Here is a 23,913-nt window from a genome sequence, read left to right as displayed (position 1 = left end):
CCTCCGTTCGTCGGGTCTCCATGAACCGGTGAAGTCGGGGAGTGGTCGAGCCGGGGGGCCGTGGAGCCGACGGGTCGGTGGGACCGGGTGTCAGGAGGGCGGGCAGCCGGTGCCGGGGCCCGGACCGGCGGCGTCCGGTCCGTCGCCGGCGGCGGCCGGTCCGCCGCCCGGCTCCGCGTGCGGCGGCGGGTCGAAGTGGACGGTCACCTTCTGGAAGCCCTTGAAGGCCTCCGTGGCGGCGTAGGACCGGTAGGCCCGCTGGTCGCCGGGGGTCAGGTGGACGCGGTCGGTGAACGGGGTCAGCAGACTGCGCGGCCACAGCCGCATGCACCGCACCGCGCTGACCTCCGCCGTGAACACGTACACCAACGCCCCCAGATAGATCCACGCCAGCAGGCCGAGGACGATGCCGAACAGGCCGTACGTCGCGGTGGCACCCTGGAGCACGTGGTCGACGTAGTACGTGCCGACCCACAGCAGCCCCTGCCAGGCGCAGGCGGCGCCCAGCGCCGGGGCGTACATGATGCGCAGGGGCAGCCTGCGGCGCGTCAGCACGCGGTAGCTGCCGACCAGCAGAGCGGCGTTCAACAGCACGGACAGCAGTTCCGCGGCGATCCGCACCCCGGTCTGGAGCCGGGCGCCGAACACTCCGGAGGCCCACTCGGCGGCGGTGGACAGGCCCGTCGTCACGAGCAGCCCGGCCGCCAGCAGCGTGAGGAACTTCAGCCCCTTGAGCCGGGAGCGGAACGGGTCCGGGCGGGCGTGCCGGGGCACCGCGAAGATCTTGTTCAGGGCGTGCTGCGCGGCCTGGGCGACGTTCAGCGCGCCGTAGGCGCTGCCGAGCACACCGACCGTGACGGCGACGGTGTTGCCGTGGAAGGAGTGGATGTTGTGGCCGATCTGGTCGCCGATCACCGGGAACTCGCTCAGGGCCGAGTTCAGCACCGACTGCTGGAGCTGGGGGTCGCCGCTGAGGACGGCGCTGAGCACCGCGACGAGGAACAGCAGCAGCGGGAACAGCGCCAGGAAGCCGTAGTACGTCAGCAGCGCGGCCAGGTAGGCGGCCTGGTCGTCGTAGAACTTGTAGATCACCGCCAGCGGCAGCCCCGCCCAGCGATGCCGTCGCTGGTAGGCATCCAGTCGGGCCAGCACGTCCATGCGCTCTCCCACACTGTCGGCCGTGGCGCCGCTCGCGCCGGCCGCCACCGCTTCCAGGTGCCCTGGCCAGGGCGTTCCATGCGTGGAGCCGGTGCCGCACCGGGCCGGCCGGGGTGGTTGGACGGGGGCTGCGCGGTTACTCCGTCCCCATGGACGCCAACGACGACAGCAAGCCGCTCGCCCTGGTGACCGGGGCCTCCAGCGGCATCGGGTACGAACTGGCCCGGCAGTTCGCCGAGCACGGCTACGACCTCCTCGTCAACGCCGAGGACGACCGTCTCGACCACGCCGCGCAGCGGCTGCGGGAGACCGGCGCCGAGGTGCGGGCGGTGCGGGCGGACCTCAGGGACCCGGCCGGCGTGGACCATCTGGTGGCCGCGACGACGGGACTGACGGTGGACGTGGCCGCGTTGAACGCGGGGGTCGGGCAGGGCGGTGCCTTCGCCGACACCGATCTGGCCGACGACCTCTCCGTGATCGACCTGAACGTGACCTCCACGGTCCGCCTCGCCAAGCCGCTGCTGCGGGACATGGTGGCGCGCGGCGAGGGCAGCCTGGTGTTCACGTCGTCCATCGCCGCCACCATGCCGGGACCCTTCCAGTCGGTCTACAACGCTTCGAAGTCGTTCGTGCAGTCCTTCGCGCAGGCCCTCCAGGACGAGGTGAAGGACACCGGGGTGAGCGTGACGGCGTTCATGCCGGGCCCGACCGACACGGACTTCTTCCGGCGGGCCGACATGGGCGACACCAGGATCGGCGCCGGCCCGAAGGACGACCCGGCGCAGGTCGCCGAGCAGGCGTACGAGGCGGTGGCGAAGGGGCGGACGAAGGCCGTCACCGGCTCGCTGAAGACGAAGGCGCAGGGCGCCGCGAACAAGATCCTGCCGGACGGCGCGAAGGCCGCGGCGCACCGGAAGATGGCGCAGCCGGGGTCGGGGGACGGGCCCGGCGGCGGCGATCGGGAGTAGTCCGCGCCCGCCCCGGGCCGCCGACCGCGGCCGTCGGCGGCCGCCTCCCCCACTTCGACGCATCGCGGACGGTGATCCATGCAGACGTTCCTGCCGTATCCCGGCTTCACCGAGTCCGCGCTGGCGCTGGACCGGCGGCGGCTGGGCAAGCAGCGGGTGGAGGCGTTGCAGGTGCTGCGGGGGCTGACCGTGCCGGGGTACGGATGGCGCCGGCATCCGGCGGTGCGGATGTGGGCCGGTTACGAGGAGGCGCTGGTGCGGTACGGGCTGGACGTGTGCCGCGTCTGGCGCGACCACGGTCACCAGGACAGTTGCGCGGCCACCCTCGTCGCCGATCTCGCCGCCGCCCGCCCCGGCACGGAGGTGCGGGCGCAGCCGGAGCTGGCGGAGGCGGGCGAGCTGCCGCCCTGGCTCGGCGACGAGGCCCTGCACCTCAGTCACCGGTCGGCGCTGGTGCGCAAGGACCCGGAGCGGTACGCGCCGCTCTTCCCTGGGGTGCCCGACGACCTGCCGTACGTGTGGCCGGCGTCGGACCGCACCTCGCTCGCGACCGGGGACTGAGGCGTCACGGCACACATGAGAGCCGAGCCTGCCCTCCCGCACCCGGCATGAGGCGGGCCCGGTCCCGCAACCCGCGGCCCCCGTCGTTGCGCCGCCCGGTCGAACCCGCTGCCCCAAGGGGGGTGGGGCGCGTGAGCGGTGCGGCGGTGGTGGAAGGGATGGCGCACACGCCTACCCGAGGAGGCCGGATGCCCGATGCCGTGGCCGAGGACGACGTCGCCCGCGCCGCCACCGCCGAGGACGGCGCCCTCCCTGCCGGGCCCGCTCCGGGAAGCCACCCGGGTCCGGCGGGGTTCGAGCAGCTGAGCGCGGTCGCCGACGCCGTCCTCTACGAGGGCTATCTGCTCTACCCCTACCGCCGCTCGTCGCCCAAGAACCGGGTGCGGTGGCAGTTCGGGGTGCTGCTGCCGCGCGACTGGGTGGAGCGGGACGGGCCGGTCGCCGTGGGGGTGTCCGGTTCGGCGGACTCCTGGTACCAGCAGACGGAGTGCCTGCTGCGCGTGCGGCGGCCGGACGCCGCCGTACGGGTGCGGGTGCGGTACCTCCAGACGCAGCACAAGCAGGTGGAGGAGGCGGAGCCGGACGGGAGCCACCGCCCGGTGCCGTCGCTGCGCGCGGACGACGGCACCGCGTGGCTGACCTTCGACGAGGCGGTGCCGCGGGAGACGGACCTCTCCGTCGCCCTGGCCGGCCTGCTCGGCGGCCGGGAGCACACCGCCTCGGTGGGCGCGCCGGGCGGCGAGGCGACCGAACCGCTGCCCTCGGGCGCCGGCCGGGTGGTACGGCGGCGCGAGGAGGTCCGGGCGCGCACGACGCTCACGGCGGTACGGCTCGCGGACGACCTGGTCCGGCTGCGGGTGCGCACCGAGAACACCGGGCGGTCGGCGGACCCCGGCGCCCCGCGCGAAGAGGCGCTGCGCCGGGCTCTCGTCGCCGCACACACCCTCGTGGCCGGCGACGGAGCGGAGTTCGTGTCACTGATCGACCCGCCCGGTGAGCTGGCGCGGGAGGTGGGCGAGTGCCGCAGCGAGTTCACGTTCCCGGTCCTCGGCGGCGCTCCCCTTCCGCAGGCCGACGGAGCGTCGCCGTACGGAGGGCGCGAGCCGTCCGACGGGAGCACGGGGCCGCTGCTGCTGTCCGCGCCGATCATCCTCCCGGACCATCCGCAGATCTCCCCGGAGAGCCCCGGCGACCTGCACGACGCCGGGGAGATCGACGAGATCCTGACACTGCGCACGATGCTCCTGACCGACGAGGAGAAGGCCGAGGCCCGCGCCACGGACCCGCGCGCCGCGGAGATCATCGACCGTGTCGACAGCATGCCTCCGGAGGTGTTCGCCCGGCTGCACGGCGCGATCCGTTCACTCAGCCCGGCCGGGCCCCCGCCCGCACCCGCCGGACCTCCCGCGTCCGGCGGACCCTTCGCCTCCGACGGACCCCTCGCCCCCGGCGGAGCGAGCGGCACCGGGCGGCCCGCCTGGTGGCAGGAGGGCGGCGACGACGGGCTCTCCCCCACGACCGACACCGTGCTCGTGGACGGGGTGCGGGTGGGCGGCGGCAGCCCGGTCTTGTTGCGGCCTCGGGGCCGGGGCGCCGACGCCCAGGACATGTTCCTCGCCGGGCGCGCCGCGCGGGTCGCCGCCGTCTTCCACGACGTGGACGGCAGCACGCACCTGGCCGTCACCCTCGAGGACGACCCGGCGGCCGAACTGCACACCTGGTACGGCCGTTTCCACTACTTCCGCCCGGACGAACTCGAACCGCTCACGGCAGCCGACGGACCGCACGCGCCCGCACCGCCCGAGGCGCCGGCCCCCGCTTCCTGACCCGGCGAGCACCGCGGCCCGCTCGCGGCGACGGCGAGCACCGCGCACCCCCACCCATCCGTGACCCACCCACCCCTGACCCACCCAGAGCAAGGGACGAGAAGCAGATGACGGCGACCGAGGCTCGTGCGGCGGGACGCAAACCCGCTCAGATCGTGGACATGTCCTGGGATCCGATCACCCGGATCATCGGCAACCTGGGCATCTACACCAAAATCGACTTCGCCAACCAGGAAGTCGTCGACTGCCGCTCCACCTCCTCCCTCTTCCGCGGCTACTCCGTCTTCATGAAGGGCAAGGACCCCCGCGACGCGGGCTTCATCACCTCGCGCATCTGCGGCATCTGCGGCGACAACCACACCACCTGCTCCAACTACGCCCAGCAGATGGCCTACGGCGTCAAACCCCCACCGCTCGCCGAGCACATCACCAACCTCGGCGAAGCCGCTGAGTACATGTTCGACCACACCATCTTCCAGGACAACCTGGTCTTCGTGGACTTCTGCGAGGCCATGGTGAAGGCGACCAACCCCGGTGTCCTGGCCCGCGCGGAACGCACCCAGGCCCCGCGCGGCGACGTGCACGGCTACCGCACCATCGCGGACATCATGCGCGCCTTCAACCCCTTCGAGGGCGAGGTCTACAAGCAGGCCCTGAAGGTGTCGCGGGTGACGCGGGAGATGTTCTGCCTGATGGAGGGCCGCCATGTGCACCCCTCCACCCTGTATCCGGGCGGCGTGGGCACCATGCCCCAGCCGTCGCTGTTCACCGACTACCTCTCCCGCCTCCTGCACGTGGTCGACTTCGTCAAACAGGCCGTCGCCATGAACGACGACGTCTTCGACTTCTTCTACGAGGCGCTCCCCGGCTACGAGCAGGTCGGACTGCGCCGCACCCTCCTGGCCTGCTGGGGTGCCTGGCAGAACCCCGATGTCGTGGACTACCGCTACGACACGATGAACACCTGGGGCAAGGCCATGTACGTGACCCCGGGCATCATCGTGGACGGTCGACTGCGCACCAACAACCTGATCGACATCAACCTCGGTCTGCGCATCCTCCTCGGCTCCTCCTTCTACGAGGACTGGACCGCCGAGGAACCCTTCGTCACCCACGACCCGCTCGGCAACCCGGTCGACATCCGTCACCCCTGGAACCAGACCACGCTCCCCCACCCCCAGAAGCGCGACTTCGACGGCAACTACTCCTGGGTCATGAGCCCGCGCTGGTTCGACCAGGAGAGCGGCGACCACCTCGCCCTCGACACCGGCGGCGGCCCGCTCGCCCGCCTGTGGTCGACCGCCCTGAGCAACATCGTGGACACCCCGTACATCAAGACCACGGGCCACAGCGTGCGGATCACCCTGCCCAAGGGCGAGTCGCTGCCGGAGACCACGCTGGAGTGGCACATCCCGAAGTGGTCCAACACCATCGAACGCGACCGCGCCCGTCCGTACTTCATCGCCTACGCCGCCGCGATGGCCTTCCAGTTCCTGGAGGAGGCCACCTCTCTGGTTCGGGCCGGAGACACCAAGGTCTTCACCAACTTCGAGGTGCCCGACGAGGCGATCGGCTGCGGCTTCCACGAGGCCGTCCGCGGCGTGCTCTCGCACCACCTCGTCATCCGGGACAAGAAGATCGCCAACTACCATCCCTACCCGCCCACTCCGTGGAACGCCAGCCCGCGCGACCACTACGGCACCCCCGGCCCGTACGAGGACGCCGTGCAGGGGCAGCCGATCTTCGAGGAGAACGGGCCCGACGACTTCAAGGGCGTCGACATCATGCGCACCGTCCGCAGCTTCGACCCCTGTCTGCCGTGCGGCGTGCACATGTATCTCGGCAACGGCAAGACCCTCACCACCACGCACACGCCCACCTACGGCAGCCAGTCGTGACCGAGCCGGGAGACACCTCCCCGGGCGGCCGGCTCGGGGACCCGGAGATCGAGGCGCGGCTCGCGAGGATCGACGAGGTGCTCGCCGGTCTGGAGTCCGCTCCCGGCCCCACCGTGCGCTCCGCGCTGGAGGCGGTGGGCCTGCTCACCGAGGTCTACGGCGAGGCCCTGACCCGGGTCCTGGAGCAGGCAGACCCGTCGCTCGCCCGACAGCTCGCCGAGGACGAGCTGTTGGGGCATCTGATGGTGCTGCACGCCATCCACCCGGAGTCCCCGGAGCAGCGGGCCGCCCGGGCGGTGGAGCGGCTGCGCCCGGCCGTGCGCGAGCGCGGCGGCGATGTGCGGTGGGCCGGTCTGGACGGGCAGGTGGCCCGGGTGCGGCTGAGCACGGGCGGCGGCTGCGGCGGAGGCTGCGGCAGCGGTGCGGCGGACGTCACGGAGGCGGTGCGCGAGGCGGTCCTCGCCGCCGCTCCCGAACTGACGGCGGTGGAAGCGGTGCCCGAGGAGCGGCGGGCGGCGCCCGCGTTCGTGCCGCTGGGGTCCCTGTCGCGCCGGGACGGTGGCGCGGCCCGGACGCGGGAGACCACGTGAGCGGGGACGGCGCGCTGGCCCGGCTGATCCGCTCCTCGGCCGACCGTTCGGCGGCGGCGGCGACGCAGGCGTGCGAACTGTGCGCCGCCCCGGTGCCGGACGAGCATCCGCACCTGTATGACATGGAGCAGGCGGAGGTGCGGTGCGCCTGCCGTCCCTGCTCGGTGCTGTTCGCCGGGGACGGGGCGGGCGGCGGCCGCTTCCGGCTCGTCCCCGGGCGGCGGCTGAGGCTGCGCCGGGTGGACACCGAGACCCTGGGGGTGCCGGTCGGGCTGGTGTTCTTCGTGCCGCACGACGACGGCACGGTCACCGCCCAGGGTCCGAGCCCGGCGGGGTCCATGCGGTGGGAGGTGGACACGGCCGCCTGGCGGCGGGCCGCCGAGCAGTGTCCCGAACTCGCCTCGATGGAGCCGGAGGTGGAGGCGCTGCTCGTGAACACCGTGCACGGGCTCGACCAGCACTGGATCGTGCCCGTGGACGACTGCTTCCGGATGGTGGCGGTCGTCCGCCGGGAGTGGCGCGGGCTGTCGGGCGGCGGCCGGGTGTGGCCCGCCGTCACGGAGTTCTTCGAACAGTTGACCGAGCGGCGTTGAGCGAACGGCGGCGGGCCGACGCCGCCGACCGAGTCACAGGGAGTCGCCGTGCACGAGTTGTCGATCGCGTCCGCGATCGTGGAGCGGGCCGGGGAACTCGCCCTGGCGGACGGCGTGGAGACCGTGTCGGCGGTGACGGTGCGGGTGGGCGAGCTGTCCGGAGTGGTGCCGGACGCGCTGGACTTCGCCTTCGAGGCGGCCAGGGAGGGCACCGCGCTGGCGGGCGCCCGGCTCGTCGTGGAACAGGTGTCGGCGCGGGCGTACTGCGCCGCGTGCGCGGCCGAGTTCGCGGTGGGCATGCCGCCCTTCTTCTGGTGCCCGCACTGCGATCGCCCCTCGCGGGATCTGCGCACGGGACGGGAATTGGAGATCGTCAGCGTCGAACCGGAGCGCACGGCGAGGACTTGACGTGGCATCGGGTGGGAGCGGCCCCGTCGGCGTCCGAGGCGCCGGCGGGGCCGCTGCTCGTGGGGTTCCCCGCGGGATCAGCAGATGCGCGGGAGTTGCTCCCCGAGGGGCAGGTCCACCACGCGGGTGCCGCCGAGACCGGTGGCGATGACGACCATGCCGGGGTGCTCGGTGACGCACTCGCCGATCAGCGCGGCGCCCGTGCCCTGCGGGTGGGCGCGCATGGCGGCAAGGATCTCGTCGGCGTCGGCGGGCGGCACGAACGCGACGAGCCGGCCCTCGTTGGCGACGTAGAGCGGGTCCAGGCCGAGGAAGCCGCAGGCGTTGACGACGGCGTCCGGGACAGGGATCGCCCGTTCGGTGAGCCGGACACCGGTGCCTGAGGCGCGGGCGATCTCGTTGAGGGAGGCGGCCAGTCCGCCTCGGGTGGGGTCGCGCAGGACGTGGACGTCCCGGGTGACGGCGAGCATGGCCGCCACCAGATCGGCCAGCGGCGCGGTGTCGCTGGCGACCTCGACGCCGAACTCCAGGCCCTCCCGGACGCTCATGACGGCCACGCCATGCAGTCCGATGGGGCCGCTGACGATGACGGCGTCGCCCGGCCGGGCCCGTTGCGGGCGGATGTCCACCCCTTCGGGGACGAGGCCCACGCCGGCCGTGGTGACGTAGATCCCGTCGCCGTGGCCGGCCTCCACCACCTTGGTGTCTCCGGTGGCGACGGTGACGCCGGCCGCCTCGGCCGCCGCGCCCATGGCGCGGGCGATCCGGTCCACGACGGTCAGCTCCACGCCCTCCTCCAGGACGAAGGCCGCCGAGAGGTAGGCGGGTCGGGCGCCGCTCATCGCCAGGTCGTTCACGGTGCCGTTGACCGCGAGGTCGCCGAGGCTGCCGCCGGGGAAGAACAGCGGCCGGACGACGTAGGAGTCGGTGGAGAACGCCAGCCGGGCGCCGCCCAGGTGGAGGACGGCGGAGTCGCCCATGGCGGCCAGGACGGGGTTGCCGTAGGCCGGGGTGAAGACGTCCTGGATCAGTTCGGCGGACAGGGCGCCGCCTCCGCCGTGGCCCATGACCACGACGGGCTGGTCGCGCAGCGGGGCGGGGCAGGTCCAGTCAGCGGGGTCGACGGGGGCCTCGGTCGCCGCGGGTGCCGGTTCAGCCAACGGGGTTCATCTCCTCCTGCGCGGCGCGGGAGCCCTGGGGCGTGCTCACCGGCACGGGCGCGTCCGGGACGGCGGGTCCGGTCATCCGCCGGTAGAGGTAGTAGGCGGCGCAGGCGCCCTCGCTGGAGACCATGGTGGCGCCGAGCGGGGTGCGCGGCGTGCAGGTCGTGCCGAAGGCGGCGCACTCGGTGGGTTTGATCAGGCCTTGCAGGATCTCGCCGGCGCGGCACGCCGCGGGTTCCTGGGTGCGGATGCCGGTGACGTCGAAGCGGTGCTCGGCGTCGTAGGCGCGGTAGGCCTGCGACAGCCGCCAGCCGCTGCCCGGGATGGGTCCGATGCCGCGCCAGGCGCGGTCGGTGACCTCGAAGACCTCCTCCAGCATGCGCAGGGCGGCCGGGTTGCCGCTCTCGCGCACCGCGCGCGGGTAGGCGTTCTCCACCCGGTGCTCGCCGCGCTCCAGCTGGTGGACTGCGCGGCGGATGCCCTCCAGGATGTCGAGCGGCTCGAAGCCGGTGACCACGATGGGAACGCGGTGGCGTTCGGCGAGTCGCGGGTACTCGGCGGTGCCCATGACGCTGCACACGTGCCCGGCGGCCAGGAAGGCCTGCACCCGGCAGGCGGGGGCGGTCATGATGGCCTCGACGGCCGGGGGGACCCGCACATGGGAGACCAGCAGGCTGAAGTTGTCGAGGCCGAGACGGCGGGCCTGGTGGACGGCCATGGCGTTGGCGGGCGCGGTCGTCTCGAAGCCGATGGCGAAGAAGACCACCTGCCGGTCGGGGTGGCGGCGGGCCAGCTGGAGGGCGTCGAGCGGCGAGTACACCACCCGTACGTCGCCGCCCTCGCCCTTGACCCGGAACAGGTCCCGGTCGGTGCCCGGCACCCGCAGCATGTCGCCGAAGGAGCAGAAGATCACCTCGGGGCGCGCGGCGATCTCCAGGGCCTTGTCGATGACCTCCAGCGGCGTCACGCACACCGGGCAGCCGGGGCCGTGGATCAACTCGACATTTTCAGGCAGCAGTTGGTCGATTCCGTGGCGGATGATGGAGTGGGTCTGACCGCCGCAGACCTCCATCAGCGCCCATGGCCGGGTGGCCGTCGCGTGGATCTCGTCCAGCAGCCGCCGGGCCAGCTCGGGGTCGTTGAACTCGTCGATGTACTTCATCGGGCCTCACTCCCGCTCCGCTCGGCCGCGACGGCGTCCGCCGCCCGCGGCGCCGTGGCCTCGGCCTGCCGTTCGGTGTCCTCGGCCTGCTGCGCCGCCTGCGCCCAGGGGTCGCCGAACTCCTCCTCCAGCAGTCCCAGTTGCTCGAACAGCTCCAGGGAGGCGCGGGCGGACTCCTCGTCCAGCCGTTGCAGGGCGAAGCCGACGTGGACGATGACGTACTCGCCCACCCGCAGGTCGGGCAGGTACTCCAGACACGCCTGTTTTCGCACCCCGCCGAAGTCGATCAGCCCGGTGAGCGGGTCGGCGCGGTGGTCGATGGACACGACCTTGCCGGGCACTGCCAAGCACATGGGTCACTCCGTCTCGTCGCTGTCGGTGGTCCGCCGGCCGGGTGGGCCCGTACGGGCCGAGCTGCTCGTAGGTCCGGTCGGTTCGTACGCCGGCCGGGTCCGGGCCGGGCGGGTCACTCGCGCCGCCGCTCGTGCGCCGCCACGACCAGTTGCCCGAGGGCCAGGCCGCCGTCGTTGGGCGGGACTTCGCCGTGGCGCAGCACGGTGAGGCCGGCCGCCGTCAGCCGTGCGGCGCACTCCTCCTCCAGCAGGCCGTTGGCGAAGACGCCGCCGGTGAGGACGACGGTGGTCAGGCCGGTGGTCGCGCGGGCGCGCCGGCAGACCTCGGCGACCATCCCCGCCACACCCCGGTGGAACCGCGCCGCGAGGACGGGCGCGGGTGCGCCGCGCCGCCGGTCGGCGAGGAGGGCGCGCAGCAGGGGCGCGGGGTCGCAGCGGAGCGGACCGGGGCCGTCGGCGTATCCGAAGGGGTACGCCACCGTGTCCGCGTCCCGGGCCTCGCCGGCCGCCGCCTCCAGTTCCAGGGCGGCCTGCGCCTCGTAGTGGGCGCGGTGGCAGACGCCGGTGAGGGAGGAGACGGCGTCGAAGAGCCGGCCCATGCTGGAGGTCGGCACGCAGGCCAGCCCGCGCTCCAACTGCCTGTGGAGCGCTTTCAGTTCCTCGGGTGAGCAGGCGGCGACGCTGGGCAGGCGGGGGTCCCAGTCCAGTCCGGCGGACCACAGCCGGGCGAGCGCGAGCCGGCACGGGTTCGCCACTCCGGCGTCGCCGCCGGGCAGCGGGGCGGGGGCGAGGTGGGCGAAGCGGCGGTGGGCGGCGTAGTCGGCGATCAGGAACTCCCCGCCCCAGACCGTGCCGTCGTCTCCGTAGCCGGTGCCGTCGAAGGCGACGCCGATCACCGGCCGGGCGCCGTCGAGTCCGTGCTCGGCCATCGCCGAGGCGATGTGCGCGTGGTGGTGCTGGACCGGCACCGGGGTGGGCAGGCCGAGTTCGTCCGCCCTGCGCCGGGCGCGGCGGGCCGAGTGGTAGCCGGGGTGACGGTCGGCGACGACCAGGGCCGGGGTCACTCCGGTGAGCCGCAGCAGGTGCCGTTCGGCGCGTCCGGCGGCCTCCAGGCCGGCCAGGTCGCCCAGGTCTCCGACGTGCGGCCCGAACCAGGCGTGTTCGCCGTCGCCGACGCAGAGCGCGTTCTTCAGGTCGCCGCCCACGGCGAGGGCGGGGCGGACCGGGACCGGGAGGCGCAGCGGGCGCGGCACGTGTCCGCGGGAGCGGCGCAGGACCTGTTCGGTGCCGTCGGGGCGCACCCGCAGCAGCGAGTCGTCGCACGGGGAGGCGATGGGCCGGTCGTGGACGAGCCAGGCGTCGGCCAGTTGGGCGAGCCGGGTCAGCGCCTCGCCGTCGTCCGTGACGATGGGCTCGCCGGACCGGTTGCCGCTGGTCATGACGAGCACCTGGGGGCCGGGCGGGTCGCCGGGCAGACCGAAGAGCAGGGTGTGCACGGGGGTGTAGGGCAGCAGCACGCCGATGTGGGGGCTGCCGGGGCACACCTCGTCGCTGAGGCGCAGGCCACCGGGCCGGCTGCGGCGGCGCAGCAGCACGATGGGACGGCGGGGGCCGGTCAGCGCGGCCCGCTCGGCCTCGGTCAGGTCGGCGACCCGCTCGACGGTGGCCGGGTCGGCGCACATCACCGCGAACGCCTTGCCGCCGCGTTCCTTGCGGGCGCGCAGGGCGGCGACGGCGCGGGCGTCGGTGGCGTCGCAGGCCAGGTGGTAGCCGCCGACGCCCTTGACGGCGACGATCCGCCCCGCGGCGAGCAGGCTCCGGGCCGCCGCGAGCGCCTCGGCGTCCCGGGCCGGGCGCAGGCCGCTGCCCTCGGCGGGCACCAGGCGCAGCCGGGGGCCGCAGTCGGGGCAGGCGACGGGCTGGGCGTGGAAGCGCCGGTCGGCGGGGTCGGCGTACTCCCGGGCACAGGCGGGGCACAGGGGGAAGCCGGCCATGGTGGTGGCGGGGCGGTCGTAGGGCATCGCGGTGGCGACGGTGAAGCGGGGGCCGCAGTGGGTGCAGGTGATGAAGGGGTGCCGGTGCCGGCGGTCGGCGGGGTCGGCCAGTTCGCGCAGGCAGTCGGGGCAGGTGGCGGTGTCGGGCGGGAGGTGGGTGCGCCCGGTGGAGTTCTCGGTGGGCCGGATGGTGAACGGTCCTGCGCTGCCGGTGGCGGGCACCTCCTCGGCGCCGACGCCGGTGACGGCGGCCAGCGGCGGCGGCTGGCGGGTCAGCCGGTCGCAGAAGCTCGCGACGCCGTCCGGCGGTCCCTCCACCTCGATCAGCACGCCGTTCGCGGTGTTGCTCACGAAGCCGGCCAGCGCCAGGTCGGCGGCGAGCCGGTGCACGTACGGCCGGAAGCCCACGCCCTGCACGGTGCCCCGCACGGTGAGCCGGCGACGCACCGGACCGGTGGCCGCAGCGGTCATGAGGCGGGTGCGACGGCCGGCGCCGGGTGGAAGTGGTCGCGGCCGCCGTCGTGCGCGGGGTCGCGGTCGCCGGGGTGGGGGCGGGCCCGGTCGTGCGGGTGGGTGTGCTCGTGGGGGTGGGTGTGCTCGTGGTCGTCGTCGTGGCTGTGGCGGTGACCGTCGTCGTGCGGATCGTCGTGGGTCCGGCCGTGGTCGTGCGGGCGGGGGGCGAGGGGCGGGCGGTGCGGCGGGGCCGCGTGGCGGGTGGCGAGCGCCCGGTCCAGGACGGTGTCGACGCCCTCGCCGGTACGGGCGCAGGTCCGTACGATCTCCACGCTGGGGTTGACCCGGTGGACGTTCGCGCGGAAGGCGGCCTCGTCGAATCCGGCGGGTCCGGCGAGATCGGTCTTGGTGGTCACGACGAGGTGCGCGGAGCCGAAGGCGGTGGGGTATTTCAGCGGCTTGTCCTCGCCCTCGGTGACGGCCATCAGCACGATCCGCAGCGTCTCGCCGAGGTCGTAGGAGGCGGGGCAGACGAGGTTGCCGACGTTCTCCACGAACAGCACGGCGGTGTCGCCGGGGAGCCAGCCCTCCAGCCGGCGGCGCACCTGGCGGGCCTCCAGGTGGCACAGGCCGTCGGTGAGGACCTGCTGCACCGGAGCGCCCGAACGGGCCAGCCGGCGGGCGTCGTTCTCGGTGGCCAGGTCCGCGGTGAGCGCGGCGACCGGGACGCCCCGCCCGACGGCGCGGGCCAGCACCCCGCCGAGGAGTTCGGTCTTGCCGCTGCCGGGACTGGACAGCAGGTTGACCACGGTGACGCCGCGCCCGGCCAGGTCGTCGCGCAGGGTGCGGGCCAGGTCGTCGTTCTTGGCGAGCACGGCCTGCTGGACGTCGACGGACCGGCACATGGCGCATCTCCTCGGGGTCGGTCAGGAAGGGACGGTCCGCGGTGCGCCGCCCGCGGCGGGCGGCGCGGGAACCGCGTCCCTCACCGATCCTGGGGCGCTCGGGCCGCCAGGTGCGGTAGCGCAGCCGTGTGCGGGGCCGCGGATTCGTCCGGGCGGCGCAACGACGGGGTGGCCGCGGGGTCGGCGAGGAGGACCGGGACCATGGCGTGCAGGGCGGTGACGGCGTGGTCGACGGCCGCGCGCACCGGGGCGCTGAGGCCCGGCATGATGTCCTCGTCGCCGCGCGGCACCGTCTCGGGCTCGCAGGCCAGCACGAGGACGCGGGGCAGCGGCCCGTCGCCGAGCCGGGCGGCCAGCGCCAGCACCTTGGCCGGGTCCATGCCGTGCGCCTCCGGCGGGGCGCAGTCGGCGCCGTCCGGGAGGTCGGGCTCGATCACGGAGAGGGTGCCGGGCCGGTGGCCGCGCGGGGCGGCGTCGACGAGGACGGCGGTGTCGTAGCCGGTGAGGAGTTCGTAGGCGAGGTCGAGACCGCGGATGCCGAAGTCGCGCGCCCGGACCGCCGGCGGCAGCGGGCGGTCCTGGAGGGCGCGCAGCACCTCGGGGCCGAAGGCGTCGTCGGCGAGGAAGATGTTGCCGACACCGGCGACGAGCAGCCGGGCGGTCGGTGCGGCGGCGTCCGTCATCGGACGCCCCCGGGGAGCGGGGCGGCGAACGCGTCGGCGGCGGGCCGGTGGCCCATGGCGGGGAGCCGGGGGTCGGGGACGGCGAGCAGGGGGCCCGTGACGGCGAGGAGGGTGTCCGTGTCCATGACGCGGAATGTTGGCCGTCCCGCGCGGCGGCGCGAAGGACCGTCGCGGCGTTTCGCGCGGCCGGCGCGGCCGTCGTCCGCCATCCGGATCGAATCCCGTCGGCGGTCCGCGCGGGGCTGCGGGAGTCGGCGTGTCGTGGTGCTACTTACAGTTCATGTGATGTAACAGTCTGCGCATGATCTGGCAGCAGAACATCGACAGGGCCTCCGCTCGTCCCTCCCGTCGCACGCTGCGCGGCGCCCTGCTGGCCGCGGCGACCACCGCCGCGCTGGCCGGCGGCCCGACCGCGACCGCGGCACCCGCCGAGGCCCGCACCGCCGACTGGGACGCCATCGCCGCCTGCGAGTCCGGCGGCGACTGGAAGGCCAACACCGGCAACGGGTACTTCGGCGGGCTGCAGTTCCGGCAGTCCAGCTGGATCGCGGCCGGTGGTCTGAAGTACGCGCCCCGGGCCGATCTGGCCACCCGCGAGGAGCAGATCGCCGTGGCCAAGCGGCTGGCCGCCCTCCAGGGAATGTCGGCCTGGGGCTGCGCGTAGCGTGCGTCCCGGGGCCGCCGGTGTGCGGCCCGGCGGTCGCACCTCTCCCGGCCCGACGGGCCGCACACCGCCCACCACCCGCCCCCTGCGCCGTCAGCAGAGCATCGAGAGGGCGCCGGGCAGGACGCGCGCCGTGACGGGCAGGACGGCGTCCACCTCGCCGTCGGCGCCGCACGGTATCTCCCGGTCGGCGGCGACGCTGATCTCCCGGCCGCGCAGGACCCGCACCTCGGGGCGGTCGACGTGACCGCCCGTCCTCAGCTCGTTCATCAGGGTGAAGAACAGCCGGCGCGGGGCGGCCCGGATCAGCACCACGTCGAGCAGGCCGTCGTCCACCCGGGCGCCGGGCGCGATCATCCGGCCCGAGCCGTAGTACGCCGAGTTGGCGGCCACCACGGTGTAGCCGCGGTGGGCGTGCTCCTCGCCGTCGACGGTGACCCGGTACGTCGCCGCGCGCCAGGTGGCGACGGCGCGCAGCCCGCCCAGGTAGTACGAGGCGGCGCCGCGCAGCAGCCTGGCGTGGTTGGCGTGCCGGTTGGCGAGCGCGTCGACGCCCGCGTACACGCTGCCGAGGACGACGGTGCGCGGGTGGACGGCGGACTCCACCTCGATGGTGTCCACGGGGCGCGGCGCGTGGTGCAGCAGGAGGCGGGCCAGTTCGGCAGGGTCGGCGGGCAGGCCGAGCGCGCGGGCGAAGTCGTTGCCGCGGCCGGCCGGGACGAGGCCGAACAGGGCGCCGGTTCCGCTGAGCGCCCCGCCGACGCCGCCGGCGATGCCGTCGCCGCCCACGGCGAGGACGACCCGGCCGCGTTCCCCCGCCTGCCGGGCGAGGTCCTGGGCGTGGGCGAGGCTGCGGCTGTACTCGGTCTCCAGCGAGGCGCCCGCCTCCCTCAACGGCCGGGCCACCCGCAGCAGCGCCGCGGCGCCCGCGGAACCGCCCGCGGTGGGGTTGACGATCGCGGTGAACTGTCGCATCGGTGGGCCTCCGGGGCGCTGAGCGGGCGTGGCGGGAGAGTACGGGACGGGGCGGGACCGCGGGGACCGGGACTGCGCGAACCGGCTGCGGCGACCGGGACGGCGGGGCCGGGAGGGGCAGGCCAGAGCTGCGGCGACCGGGGCTGTGGGGCGCGGTCTCAGTCCAGGGGCAGCAGGACGCCGGGGTTCAGCAGGCCGGCCGGGTCCAGGCGGCGCTTGACCGCCCGCAGGGCGTCCACCCCGAGCGGTCCGGCCTCCCGCAGGTACCAGTCACGGTGGTCGGTGCCCACGCCGTGGTGGTGGCTGATGGTGCCGCCGGTGGCGAGGATCGCCTCGTTGGCGGCGTGCTTGGCGGGCGTCCAGTGCGCCACCGGGTCCTCGCCCTGCGCGGAGACCACCGTGAAGTAGAGGGACGCGCCGTTCTCGTAGACGTGCGAGATGTGGCACATCACCAGCGGCGGGGTGCCGGCCTCGGTGAGCGCCGCGGTGAGGGCGTCGCGGACGGCGGCGTACAGCTCGGGCACGCGGGACCAGAAGGCGGCGGTCTCCAGGGTCTCGGCGAACGCGCCCACGTCCAGCAGCGCGTCGCGCAGGTACGGCGCCGAGTAGCGGCCGTGCGCCCACCGCTCGCCCGGCTCCTCGCCGAGATACGTGCCGCCGCACTCGCGCAGGACGGCGGCGGCGCGTTCCCTGCGGTGGGCCACCTCCTCGGGGTCGCCCTCGTAGCCCGCGACAGCCTGGCAGCCCGCAGGTTGCGCGTCCCCGGCGTTCCCGGCGCCGATGGCGTCGGGATGGGCCAGGCCGATGAGCGTCTCGGTCTCGTCGGACAGGCGCAGCACGGTGGGCCGGGGTCCGTCCTGGGCGAGGCGGCGCAGCGCGGCTGCGCCCTCCTCGAAGGAGGCGAAGCGCCAGCCCTCGTAGATCCGTGTCTTCGGCAGGGGGCGCAGGCGCACGGTGACGGAGGTGATGACGCCGAACGCGCCCTCGGAGCCGAGGACGAGCTGACGCAGGTCGGGACCGGCGGCCGAGCGCGGGGCGCGGCCGGTCTCCAGGGTGCCACCGGGGGTGGCGAGGGTGAGGCCGAGCACCATCTCGTCGAAGCGGCCGTATCCGGCGGAGGCCTGACCGCTGGAGCGGGCGGCGGCGAAGCCGCCGATGGTGGCCCACTCGTAGGACTGCGGGAAGTGGCCGAGGGTGAAGCCGTGTCCGGCGAGCAGGGCCTCGGCGTCCGGGGCCCGCAGGCCGGACTGGAGCGTGGCGGTGCGGGAGACCGGGTCGAGGGCGAGCAGCCGGTCCATGCGGCGCAGGTCCAGGGCGACGAACGGGCGCGGAGCGGGACCCCGTTCGGGGGCGAGGCCGCCGACGACGGAGGTGCCGCCGCCGAACGGGACGGCGGCCAGGTCATGGGCGGCGCAGGCGCGCAGCACGGCGAGCACGTCGTCGTGGCTCGCGGGCAGCACCACGGCCGCCGGGAGGTCGGTGACGTCGCCCTCGCGGATGCGCAGCAGATCGGGGGTGGACTTGCCGCGGGTGTGCCGGATGCGGGACTCGGCGTCGGCGCGGACGTGCTCCTCGCCGCCGGCCGCGTCCGCCAACGCCCGGCGGGCGGCGGTGGTGAGCGGCGGTTCGGGGACGGCGATCTCCGTGAGGGCGAGCGGTGCGGTGCCGCGGGGCTTGACGCCGAGCAGGTCGCGCAGCAGGGCGGTGACCGTCTCGGGCAGCGGTGCGGCCTTGGCCGGGTCGCCCCAGCCGCTCCACAGCATGTCCATCGCGTTGTTCCTCACCGGTCGACGTCAAGGGGCGTTACACTGTTACACATGACGCCTATTCGTCACAACGGTGCTGACGGGTCCGAGCGGCCCGGCGCCTCCGCAGCCACCGACACCCCGGGCGGGACGGCCCGCCCGGCCGGCGACCCCGTCCTCGACGCCGTGCGCGACTGCGTCCTGGCCGTCGGCGTCCGCCGGACGACCATGACGGACGTGGCCCGGCGCGCCGGGGTGTCCCGGATGACGCTGTACCGGCGCTGGCCGGACGTGCGGTCCCTGGTGGGCGATCTGATGACCCGGGAGTGGATCGGCGTGGCCACCGGGGCGATGCCCGAGCGCCGGCCGGGTGTGCCCACGCGGACGCTGATCGTGGACGGCCTGGTGGCCGGGGTGGCCGCGTTCCGCGCGCACCCGCTGTTCCGCAAGATCCTCGACGTCGACCCGGAACTGCTCCTCCCCTACGTGCTGGACCGGCGCGGCGCCAGCCAGGAGGCCCTGCTCGAACTGATCGCCGAGGGCCTCGGGGAGGGCCACGCCGACGGGTCGGTGCGCCCCGGGCAGCCCGCCCTGCAGGCACGGTCCCTGCTGCTGGTGGTGCAGTCCTTCACCCTGTCGCTGCGCACGATGACCGACGCGGACGACCCCGACCTGTCCGGCGAGGCCTTCCTCGCGGAACTGCGGACCATCCTGGAGAGGACCCTGACGCCATGAACTCCAGCAGCAGCCCCCTGGACGCGAGTGCACCGGACGAGCCGCCCGGCGCACACCCGGGGTCCTCGCTGACCGCCGCGCGCCGCTCCCGCGAACTGGCCCGGACGGTGGGCGGTGCCTCCGTCGACGTGCTGGTCGTCGGCCTGGGCGCGACCGGCGCGGGCGCCGCGCTGGACGCCGCCGCCCGAGGTCTGTCCGTCGCCGCGATCGACGCGCACGACCTCGCCTTCGGCACCTCGCGCTGGAGCTCCAAACTCATCCACGGCGGCCTGCGCTACCTCGCCTCGGCGCAGCTCGACGTGGCCCACGAGAGCGCGGTCGAACGCGGGGTGCTGATGGAGCGCACCGCGCCGCATCTGGTGGGTGCGCAGCCCTTCGTGCTGCCGCTGACCCCGCTGGTCTCCCGGGGCCAGGCCGCGCTGGCCTGGGCGGGCTTCCGCGCGGGCGACGGCCTGCGGCTGGCGGCGCGCACCGCCCGCGCCACCCTGCCCGCGCCGCGCCGGCTGTCCGTCGTGGAGACCCGCCATCTCGCGCCGGCCCTGCGCGGCAGCGGGCTGCGCGGCGGCCTGCTGTCCTGGGACGGCCGGCTCACCGACGACGCCCGGCTGGTCACCGCGCTCGCGCGGACGGCGGCGGCCCGCGGCGCGCGCGTCCTGACCCGGGTCCGCGCGCTGGAACTGACCGCCACCGGCGCCCGGGTACGCGACGAACTCACCGGCGAGGAGGGCGAGATCCGGGCCCGCGCCGTGATCAACGCCTCCGGGGTGTGGGCGGGCGGCCTGGTGGAGGGGGTGCGGATCCGGCCCTCGCGCGGCACGCACCTGGTGCTGCGCTCCGAGCGGCTGGGGCCGCTGCCCGCCGGGCTCCACATCCCGGTGCCCGGGGAGAGCAACCGTTTCGTCCTGGTGCTGCCGCAGGGCGACGGCCGGGTGTACGTGGGGCTCACCGACGAACCCGTCGAGGGGCCGGTGCCCGACGTCCCGGAGGTCCCGGAGACCGACATAGGCTTCCTGCTCGACGTCCTCGGGTCCGCACTGGACGTGCCGGTGCGCCGCGAGGACGTGGTGGGGGCCTTCGCGGGGCTGCGGCCGCTGCTGGACGCCACGCCCGAGGGCGCCGGCACGCCGCGGACCGCGGACGTCTCCCGCCGGCACGCGGTGCTCACCTCGGCGGACGGTGTGATCACCGTGGTCGGCGGCAAGCTCACCACCTACCGGCGCATGGCGGAAGACGCCGTTGACGCCGCCCTCACCGCGCGCGGACTGGCCGCGGGCCCCTCCCCCACGGCCGCCCTGCCGCTGGTCGGCGCGGCCTCGCCGCGGACGCTCGCCGCGCTCCAGGCGCCGCGCCGCCTGGTCCGCCGCTACGGCACCGAGGCGCCGTACGTCCACGCCCTGGGCGTCGGCGACCCGCGCCTCGGCGAACCCGTGCTCGACGGGCACCCCGTCACCCGGGCCGAACTGGTGTGGGCGGTGCGCCACGAGGGCGCGCTCGACGAGGCCGATCTGCTCGACCGGCGCACCCGCGTCGGCCTGGTCCCGGCCGACCGCGCCGCCGCACTGGACGCCGCGCGGGAGGCGTTGGGCGAGGTGCTGGGGTCGCGGTGACGGGGGGCGAGTAGGCCCGGGGAAGGCGAGTTCGGGTCCGTGCCGCCGTGCGCCGGGGCCGGTGCGCCCCGGGTCGCCCCGCTGTGCGACCGGCCGTGAGAGGCGTGCCCCGCTGCATCGCGGCCGATGCGGTCCGCACCGCTGCGCCGGGTCGCCGCACGACGGGAGCGGCTGTACCACGGGCCGGTGCGGCTGCCCGTAGTCAGGCCGCCAGTGCCGAGCCCCGCCCCAGGAGGTCCCGCAACTGGGCCCGGTGCAGGGCGGCGACCGGGGAGAGCAGGTCGGGGTGGCGCAGCAGCGCGGCGGCCGCGCGGTCGGTGTCGTCGGGGGCGAGCAGACGCCGGAACTCGACCGGCGGCCCCGCGGCGCCCGTACCGGTGAGCGCGGCCACCGCCCGGCCGGCCAGCTCCGGATCGGTGAGCAGACAGGCGGCCCAGCTGGCGACGACCTCGTCCACCCAGGTACGCCACGCGTACGTCTCCGGGTCGGCCACCCCGCCGCCGTCCGCGCCGGTGATCCAGTCCAGCCGCGCGGAGCCCCCCGGCCCCGCCATGCCCACCAGGGCGGCGTCCACGGGTGTCGGATAGCGCAGCCAGGCCGCGGCCGTGACAGCCTGGCGCGCCTGCATCTCGCACAGCACGGAGGCCAGCGCGCCGCCGGCGGCCGGATAGGCGCCGGTCAGCCACTGGGTGGTCGCCGCGATGAGGGGCGAGAGATCCGAGAGGTCTTCGAGCACTGGCGGGCCGTTCGAGCGTGTCGCGGGCACAGGGACGGCCAGCACCGTAGCCCGCGACCCGGGGACGGCAATATGACCCGGGCCTCCTTCGGGGCGTGGCCTCAGCCACACCCGCCGGGAGGCCCGGGCCGGTGCACGGAAGCGGGCCGGACCCGCGGTCGCGGGTCCAACCTGCGGAGGGGATCAGGCCCGCGGAGGGGGTCAGGCCTGTGCGGGGAAGCGTTCCCAGACGCGGTGGGCGCCCAGCAGGCGGACGACCTGCTCCAGGGTGGTGGTGCCGCTGTCGCCGACGATCACGCCGGGCGCGTCGGCGGGCACGCCGGCCGCCTCCAGCGCGGCCTCCGCGCCCTTCCACGCGCCGATCGCCTTGCCGTGCCGGAACGCCTCCGACAGCAGCAGCGCGACCCGCGGGTCGTACGTGGCCTGCTGGACGGTGGCGAGGCCGGACTTGGCGTCCCGGGCGCCGTAGGCGTCGGCGCCCACGCCCGGGGCGCCGGCCAGCAGGACGGCGTCGAACTCCACCGAACGGGCGGTGGCGTAGGTGCGCTGGACGGTCAGCGCGTCCGCGCCGTCGCCCACCTTGCCGCCGGTCGGCGCGACGACCAGGGGGACCATGCCCGCGGCGAGCACCGCGTCGCGTACGGCCCGCACGCCCTCCAGGTCGCCGTCGGGGCCGGTGACGATGCCGATGATCCTGCCGTCCGTGGGCCAGGTGTGACCGACCTGGGAGAGGGCGGGGCTCGGCTCGACGTCGGCGAGCGGCACGGTGGCCGAGGGCGCGGGGAGGCCGAGTCCGGCGGCCACCTCGGCGCACAGCTCGGGGTCGATGTTGGCCAGCACCTGGAGCCCGCGTTCCTTGATGGACTGCTCGTAGCACTTGCCGAGTTCGAAGGTGTAGGCGCCGATGATGTGCTCGCGCTCCACCGGGCTCATGCTCAGCCAGAACCGGCGGGGCTGGCTGAAGTGGTCGGCGAACGACTCGGGCGCCTCGCGGACCTTCTTGCCCTCCGGGACCGTCACCGGCGTCTCGATGTACGCCCCGGTGTCCGCGCCCGCGAGGAAGGGGCAGCCGCCGTCGAGGGAGTTGGGCCGGTAGGGCGCCACGCCCCGGTGCACGGCGGTCTGGTGGAAGCTGTCGCGCAGCATGTCGTTGACCGGCGCGTGCGGGCGGTTGATCGGGATCTGCGGGAAGTTGGGGCCGCCGAGCCGGGTGATCTGGGTGTCCAGGTAGGAGAACAGACGCCCGGCGAGCAGCGGGTCGTCGGTGATGTCGATGCCGGGCACGAGGTGGCCGACGTGGAAGGCGACCTGCTCGGTCTCCGCGAAGAAGTTGGAGGGGTTGCGGTTGAGGACGAGCTTGCCGATCGGCTGCACGGGGGCCAGCTCTTCGGGGACGATGTTCGTCGGGTCCAGCAGGTCGATGCCCTCGAAGGTCTGGTCGGGGGTGTCCGGGAAGGTCTGGATGCCGAACTCCCACTCGGGATAGGCGCCCGCCTCGATGGCGTCGGCGAGGTCCCGGCGGTGGAAGTCGGGGTCGACGCCGTTGATGATCTGGGCCTCCTCCCACACCAGGGAGTGCACGCCCAGCTTCGGCTTCCAGTGGAACTTCACCAGGGTGGTCTCGCCCGCCGCGTTGACGAGGCGGAAGGTGTGGACGCCGAAGCCCTCCATGGTGCGGAACGAGCGGGGGATGCCGCGGTCGGACATGTTCCACAGGGTGTGGTGGGTGGCCTCGGTGTGCAGGGTGACGAAGTCCCAGAAGGTGTCGTGGGCGCTCTGCGCCTGCGGGATCTCCCGGTCCGGATGCGGCTTGCCGGCGTGGATGACGTCGGGGAACTTGATGGCGTCCTGGATGAAGAAGACCGGGATGTTGTTACCGACCAGGTCGAAGACGCCCTCGCTGGTGTAGAACTTGGTCGCGAAGCCGCGGGTGTCGCGTACCGTGTCGGCGGAGCCGCGCGAGCCCAGCACGGTGGAGAACCGGACGAAGACCGGGGTCTCGACGTCCTCGGCGAGGAACGCGGCCTTGGTGACGGAGGCGGCGGTGCCGTAGCTCGTGAAGACGCCGTGCGCCGCGGAGCCGCGGGCGTGGACCACGCGCTCGGGGATGCGCTCGTGGTCGAAGTGCATGACCTTCTCGCGCAGATGGTGGTCCTGGAGGAGGACGGGGCCGCGGGGTCCCGCCTTGAGCGAGTGGTCGGTGTCGTACAGGCGGGTGCCCTGGGCGTTCGTCAGATAGGCGCCGCTCTGGGCCATCCGGGCCTGGTCGGCGCCGGTGGGCTGGCCGGTGGGCGAGACGGTGTCCGGGCCGGTCTGGTCCGGCTTGGGCGGCAGCGGCTCGCGGTACTCGGTCGGCTCCTCGACGGGCGGCGACTCGACGCCGGGCTTGCCGGGGATGCCCTCCTCGGGGCCCGCGGCGCCGCCACGCAGGGCGTCGGTGACCTTCTGGGCCGCCTGCTTGATGGGGTTGTCGTCGCTCATCAGTACCCGTTCCTCCGCTCCTGGCCGTACCGTCGTGTGCGGCTCGGCCGTGTGCTGTCCGGTTGCCGGTCGCCCTCGGCCGCGCCGGCGGTCACCGCTGCGCCCGTGCCGAGGGGAAAGTGGGAAAACTCGGGAAAGTGACCAGGGGAAAGTAGACAAATGAATAAAGCGCCATGAAAGGTCATCTACCCGGTCAATCTCTCATGGCGCGGGGGATGGCGCATGGGACGCGCGACGGCGGGGTGAACGCCGGAC

At 74.6% G+C, this 23,913-nt stretch carries 22 protein-coding genes; 10 read left to right on the top strand and 12 right to left on the bottom strand.

Going from position 1 to position 23,913, the window contains the following annotated elements; translation table 11 throughout:
* Positions 1-90 precede the first annotated feature (90 nt).
* Positions 91-1,158, bottom strand: coding sequence for a YihY/virulence factor BrkB family protein (locus AB0N63_RS20355; protein WP_365530394.1), 1,068 nt, complete (start codon positions 1,156-1,158; stop codon positions 91-93).
* Between the two features lie 149 nt (positions 1,159-1,307).
* On the opposite strand from AB0N63_RS20355, the gene AB0N63_RS20350 reads away from it, so the two are divergent.
* The 7 genes from AB0N63_RS20350 (at position 1,308) to hypA (ending at position 8,002) form a co-directional block, all read left to right on the top strand.
* A complete protein-coding gene (locus AB0N63_RS20350) occupies positions 1,308-2,126 on the top strand; it encodes an SDR family NAD(P)-dependent oxidoreductase (RefSeq protein ID WP_365530393.1) in 819 nt (272 codons plus the stop codon).
* 78 nt (positions 2,127-2,204) lie between these two features.
* Positions 2,205-2,687, top strand: coding sequence for an MSMEG_6728 family protein (locus AB0N63_RS20345; protein ID WP_365530392.1), 483 nt, complete (start codon positions 2,205-2,207; stop codon positions 2,685-2,687).
* A 188-nt stretch (positions 2,688-2,875) separates the two neighbouring features.
* Positions 2,876-4,513: a hypothetical protein gene (locus tag AB0N63_RS20340; RefSeq protein ID WP_365530391.1), complete on the top strand. Its 1,638-nt coding sequence runs from the start codon at positions 2,876-2,878 to the stop codon at positions 4,511-4,513.
* Positions 4,514-4,620: 107 nt separating this feature from the next.
* On the top strand, positions 4,621-6,411 hold the full coding sequence (locus AB0N63_RS20335; RefSeq protein WP_365530390.1) for a nickel-dependent hydrogenase large subunit: 1,791 nt from the start codon (positions 4,621-4,623) through the stop codon (positions 6,409-6,411).
* Positions 6,408-7,001, top strand: a complete 594-nt coding sequence (locus tag AB0N63_RS20330; RefSeq protein ID WP_365530389.1) for a NifU family protein — start codon at positions 6,408-6,410, stop codon at positions 6,999-7,001. The genes AB0N63_RS20335 and AB0N63_RS20330 overlap by 4 nt, the downstream gene beginning before the upstream one ends.
* The gene (locus AB0N63_RS20325; RefSeq protein WP_365530388.1) at positions 6,998-7,594 is read left to right on the top strand and encodes a DUF5947 family protein; all 597 of its coding nucleotides are present in this window, start codon (positions 6,998-7,000) and stop codon (positions 7,592-7,594) included. Before AB0N63_RS20330 ends, AB0N63_RS20325 begins: the two co-directional genes overlap by 4 nt.
* Before the next feature lie 48 nt (positions 7,595-7,642).
* Positions 7,643-8,002: a hydrogenase maturation nickel metallochaperone HypA gene (hypA, locus tag AB0N63_RS20320; RefSeq protein ID WP_365530387.1), complete on the top strand. Its 360-nt coding sequence runs from the start codon at positions 7,643-7,645 to the stop codon at positions 8,000-8,002.
* Positions 8,003-8,079: 77 nt separating this feature from the next.
* Here the strand turns inward: hypA and hypE are convergent, their stop codons facing one another.
* The 7 genes from hypE to AB0N63_RS20285 all read right to left on the bottom strand — a co-directional run bounded on the left by hypE (position 8,080) and on the right by AB0N63_RS20285 (position 14,840).
* Entirely contained in the window at positions 8,080-9,162 is a 1,083-nt protein-coding gene (gene hypE, locus AB0N63_RS20315) for a hydrogenase expression/formation protein HypE (protein WP_365530386.1), read from the bottom strand.
* Entirely contained in the window at positions 9,155-10,327 is a 1,173-nt protein-coding gene (gene hypD, locus AB0N63_RS20310; RefSeq protein WP_365530385.1) for a hydrogenase formation protein HypD, read from the bottom strand. Before hypD ends, hypE begins: the two co-directional genes overlap by 8 nt.
* Positions 10,324-10,680 carry a HypC/HybG/HupF family hydrogenase formation chaperone gene (locus tag AB0N63_RS20305; protein WP_365530384.1) on the bottom strand — a complete coding sequence of 119 codons (357 nt, stop codon included), beginning with the start codon at positions 10,678-10,680 and terminating at the stop codon, positions 10,324-10,326. Before AB0N63_RS20305 ends, hypD begins: the two co-directional genes overlap by 4 nt.
* Before the next feature lie 113 nt (positions 10,681-10,793).
* Entirely contained in the window at positions 10,794-13,145 is a 2,352-nt protein-coding gene (gene hypF / locus AB0N63_RS20300) for a carbamoyltransferase HypF (protein ID WP_365530383.1), read from the bottom strand.
* Positions 13,142-14,032 carry a hydrogenase nickel incorporation protein HypB gene (gene hypB / locus AB0N63_RS20295; RefSeq protein WP_365530382.1) on the bottom strand — a complete coding sequence of 297 codons (891 nt, stop codon included), beginning with the start codon at positions 14,030-14,032 and terminating at the stop codon, positions 13,142-13,144. Before hypB ends, hypF begins: the two co-directional genes overlap by 4 nt.
* An 80-nt stretch (positions 14,033-14,112) precedes the next feature.
* The gene (locus AB0N63_RS20290; protein ID WP_365530381.1) at positions 14,113-14,715 is read right to left on the bottom strand and encodes a hydrogenase maturation protease; all 603 of its coding nucleotides are present in this window, start codon (positions 14,713-14,715) and stop codon (positions 14,113-14,115) included.
* Complete coding sequence (locus AB0N63_RS20285) at positions 14,712-14,840, bottom strand: hypothetical protein (protein ID WP_365530380.1); 129 nt, start codon at positions 14,838-14,840, stop codon at positions 14,712-14,714. Before AB0N63_RS20285 ends, AB0N63_RS20290 begins: the two co-directional genes overlap by 4 nt.
* A gap of 176 nt (positions 14,841-15,016) precedes the next feature.
* Here AB0N63_RS20285 and AB0N63_RS20280 point away from each other — a divergent pair, with 176 nt between their 5' ends.
* Positions 15,017-15,379: a transglycosylase family protein gene (locus tag AB0N63_RS20280; protein WP_365530379.1), complete on the top strand. Its 363-nt coding sequence runs from the start codon at positions 15,017-15,019 to the stop codon at positions 15,377-15,379.
* Between the two features lie 93 nt (positions 15,380-15,472).
* Here the strand turns inward: AB0N63_RS20280 and AB0N63_RS20275 are convergent, their stop codons facing one another.
* Positions 15,473-16,354, bottom strand: coding sequence for a YegS/Rv2252/BmrU family lipid kinase (locus AB0N63_RS20275; RefSeq protein ID WP_365530378.1), 882 nt, complete (start codon positions 16,352-16,354; stop codon positions 15,473-15,475).
* 158 nt (positions 16,355-16,512) lie between these two features.
* Positions 16,513-18,123 carry an FAD-binding oxidoreductase gene (locus AB0N63_RS20270; RefSeq protein WP_365530507.1) on the bottom strand — a complete coding sequence of 537 codons (1,611 nt, stop codon included), beginning with the start codon at positions 18,121-18,123 and terminating at the stop codon, positions 16,513-16,515.
* A gap of 48 nt (positions 18,124-18,171) precedes the next feature.
* On the opposite strand from AB0N63_RS20270, the gene AB0N63_RS20265 reads away from it, so the two are divergent.
* Together AB0N63_RS20265 and AB0N63_RS20260 are read left to right on the top strand one after the other, a co-directional pair.
* On the top strand, positions 18,172-18,834 hold the full coding sequence (locus tag AB0N63_RS20265; RefSeq protein ID WP_365530377.1) for a TetR/AcrR family transcriptional regulator: 663 nt from the start codon (positions 18,172-18,174) through the stop codon (positions 18,832-18,834).
* The gene (locus tag AB0N63_RS20260) at positions 18,831-20,441 is read left to right on the top strand and encodes a glycerol-3-phosphate dehydrogenase/oxidase (RefSeq protein WP_365530376.1); all 1,611 of its coding nucleotides are present in this window, start codon (positions 18,831-18,833) and stop codon (positions 20,439-20,441) included. The genes AB0N63_RS20265 and AB0N63_RS20260 overlap by 4 nt, the downstream gene beginning before the upstream one ends.
* Positions 20,442-20,643: 202 nt before the next feature.
* On the opposite strand, the gene AB0N63_RS20255 is transcribed toward AB0N63_RS20260, so the two are convergent.
* Both AB0N63_RS20255 and AB0N63_RS20250 read right to left on the bottom strand, forming a co-directional pair.
* Positions 20,644-21,177 carry a hypothetical protein gene (locus AB0N63_RS20255; protein ID WP_365530375.1) on the bottom strand — a complete coding sequence of 178 codons (534 nt, stop codon included), beginning with the start codon at positions 21,175-21,177 and terminating at the stop codon, positions 20,644-20,646.
* 201 nt (positions 21,178-21,378) lie between these two features.
* Positions 21,379-23,658 carry a catalase gene (locus tag AB0N63_RS20250; protein WP_365530374.1) on the bottom strand — a complete coding sequence of 760 codons (2,280 nt, stop codon included), beginning with the start codon at positions 23,656-23,658 and terminating at the stop codon, positions 21,379-21,381.
* Positions 23,659-23,913: the final 255 nt, after the last annotated feature.

The sequence above is a fragment of the Streptomyces sp. NPDC093260 genome (assembly GCF_040683715.1).
In the GTDB taxonomy this organism is placed as follows: Bacteria; Actinomycetota; Actinomycetes; order Streptomycetales; family Streptomycetaceae; genus Streptomyces; species Streptomyces sennicomposti.
Note: the sequence above shows the minus strand (reverse complement) of the source record. Positions and strands in the feature narration are given on the sequence as shown.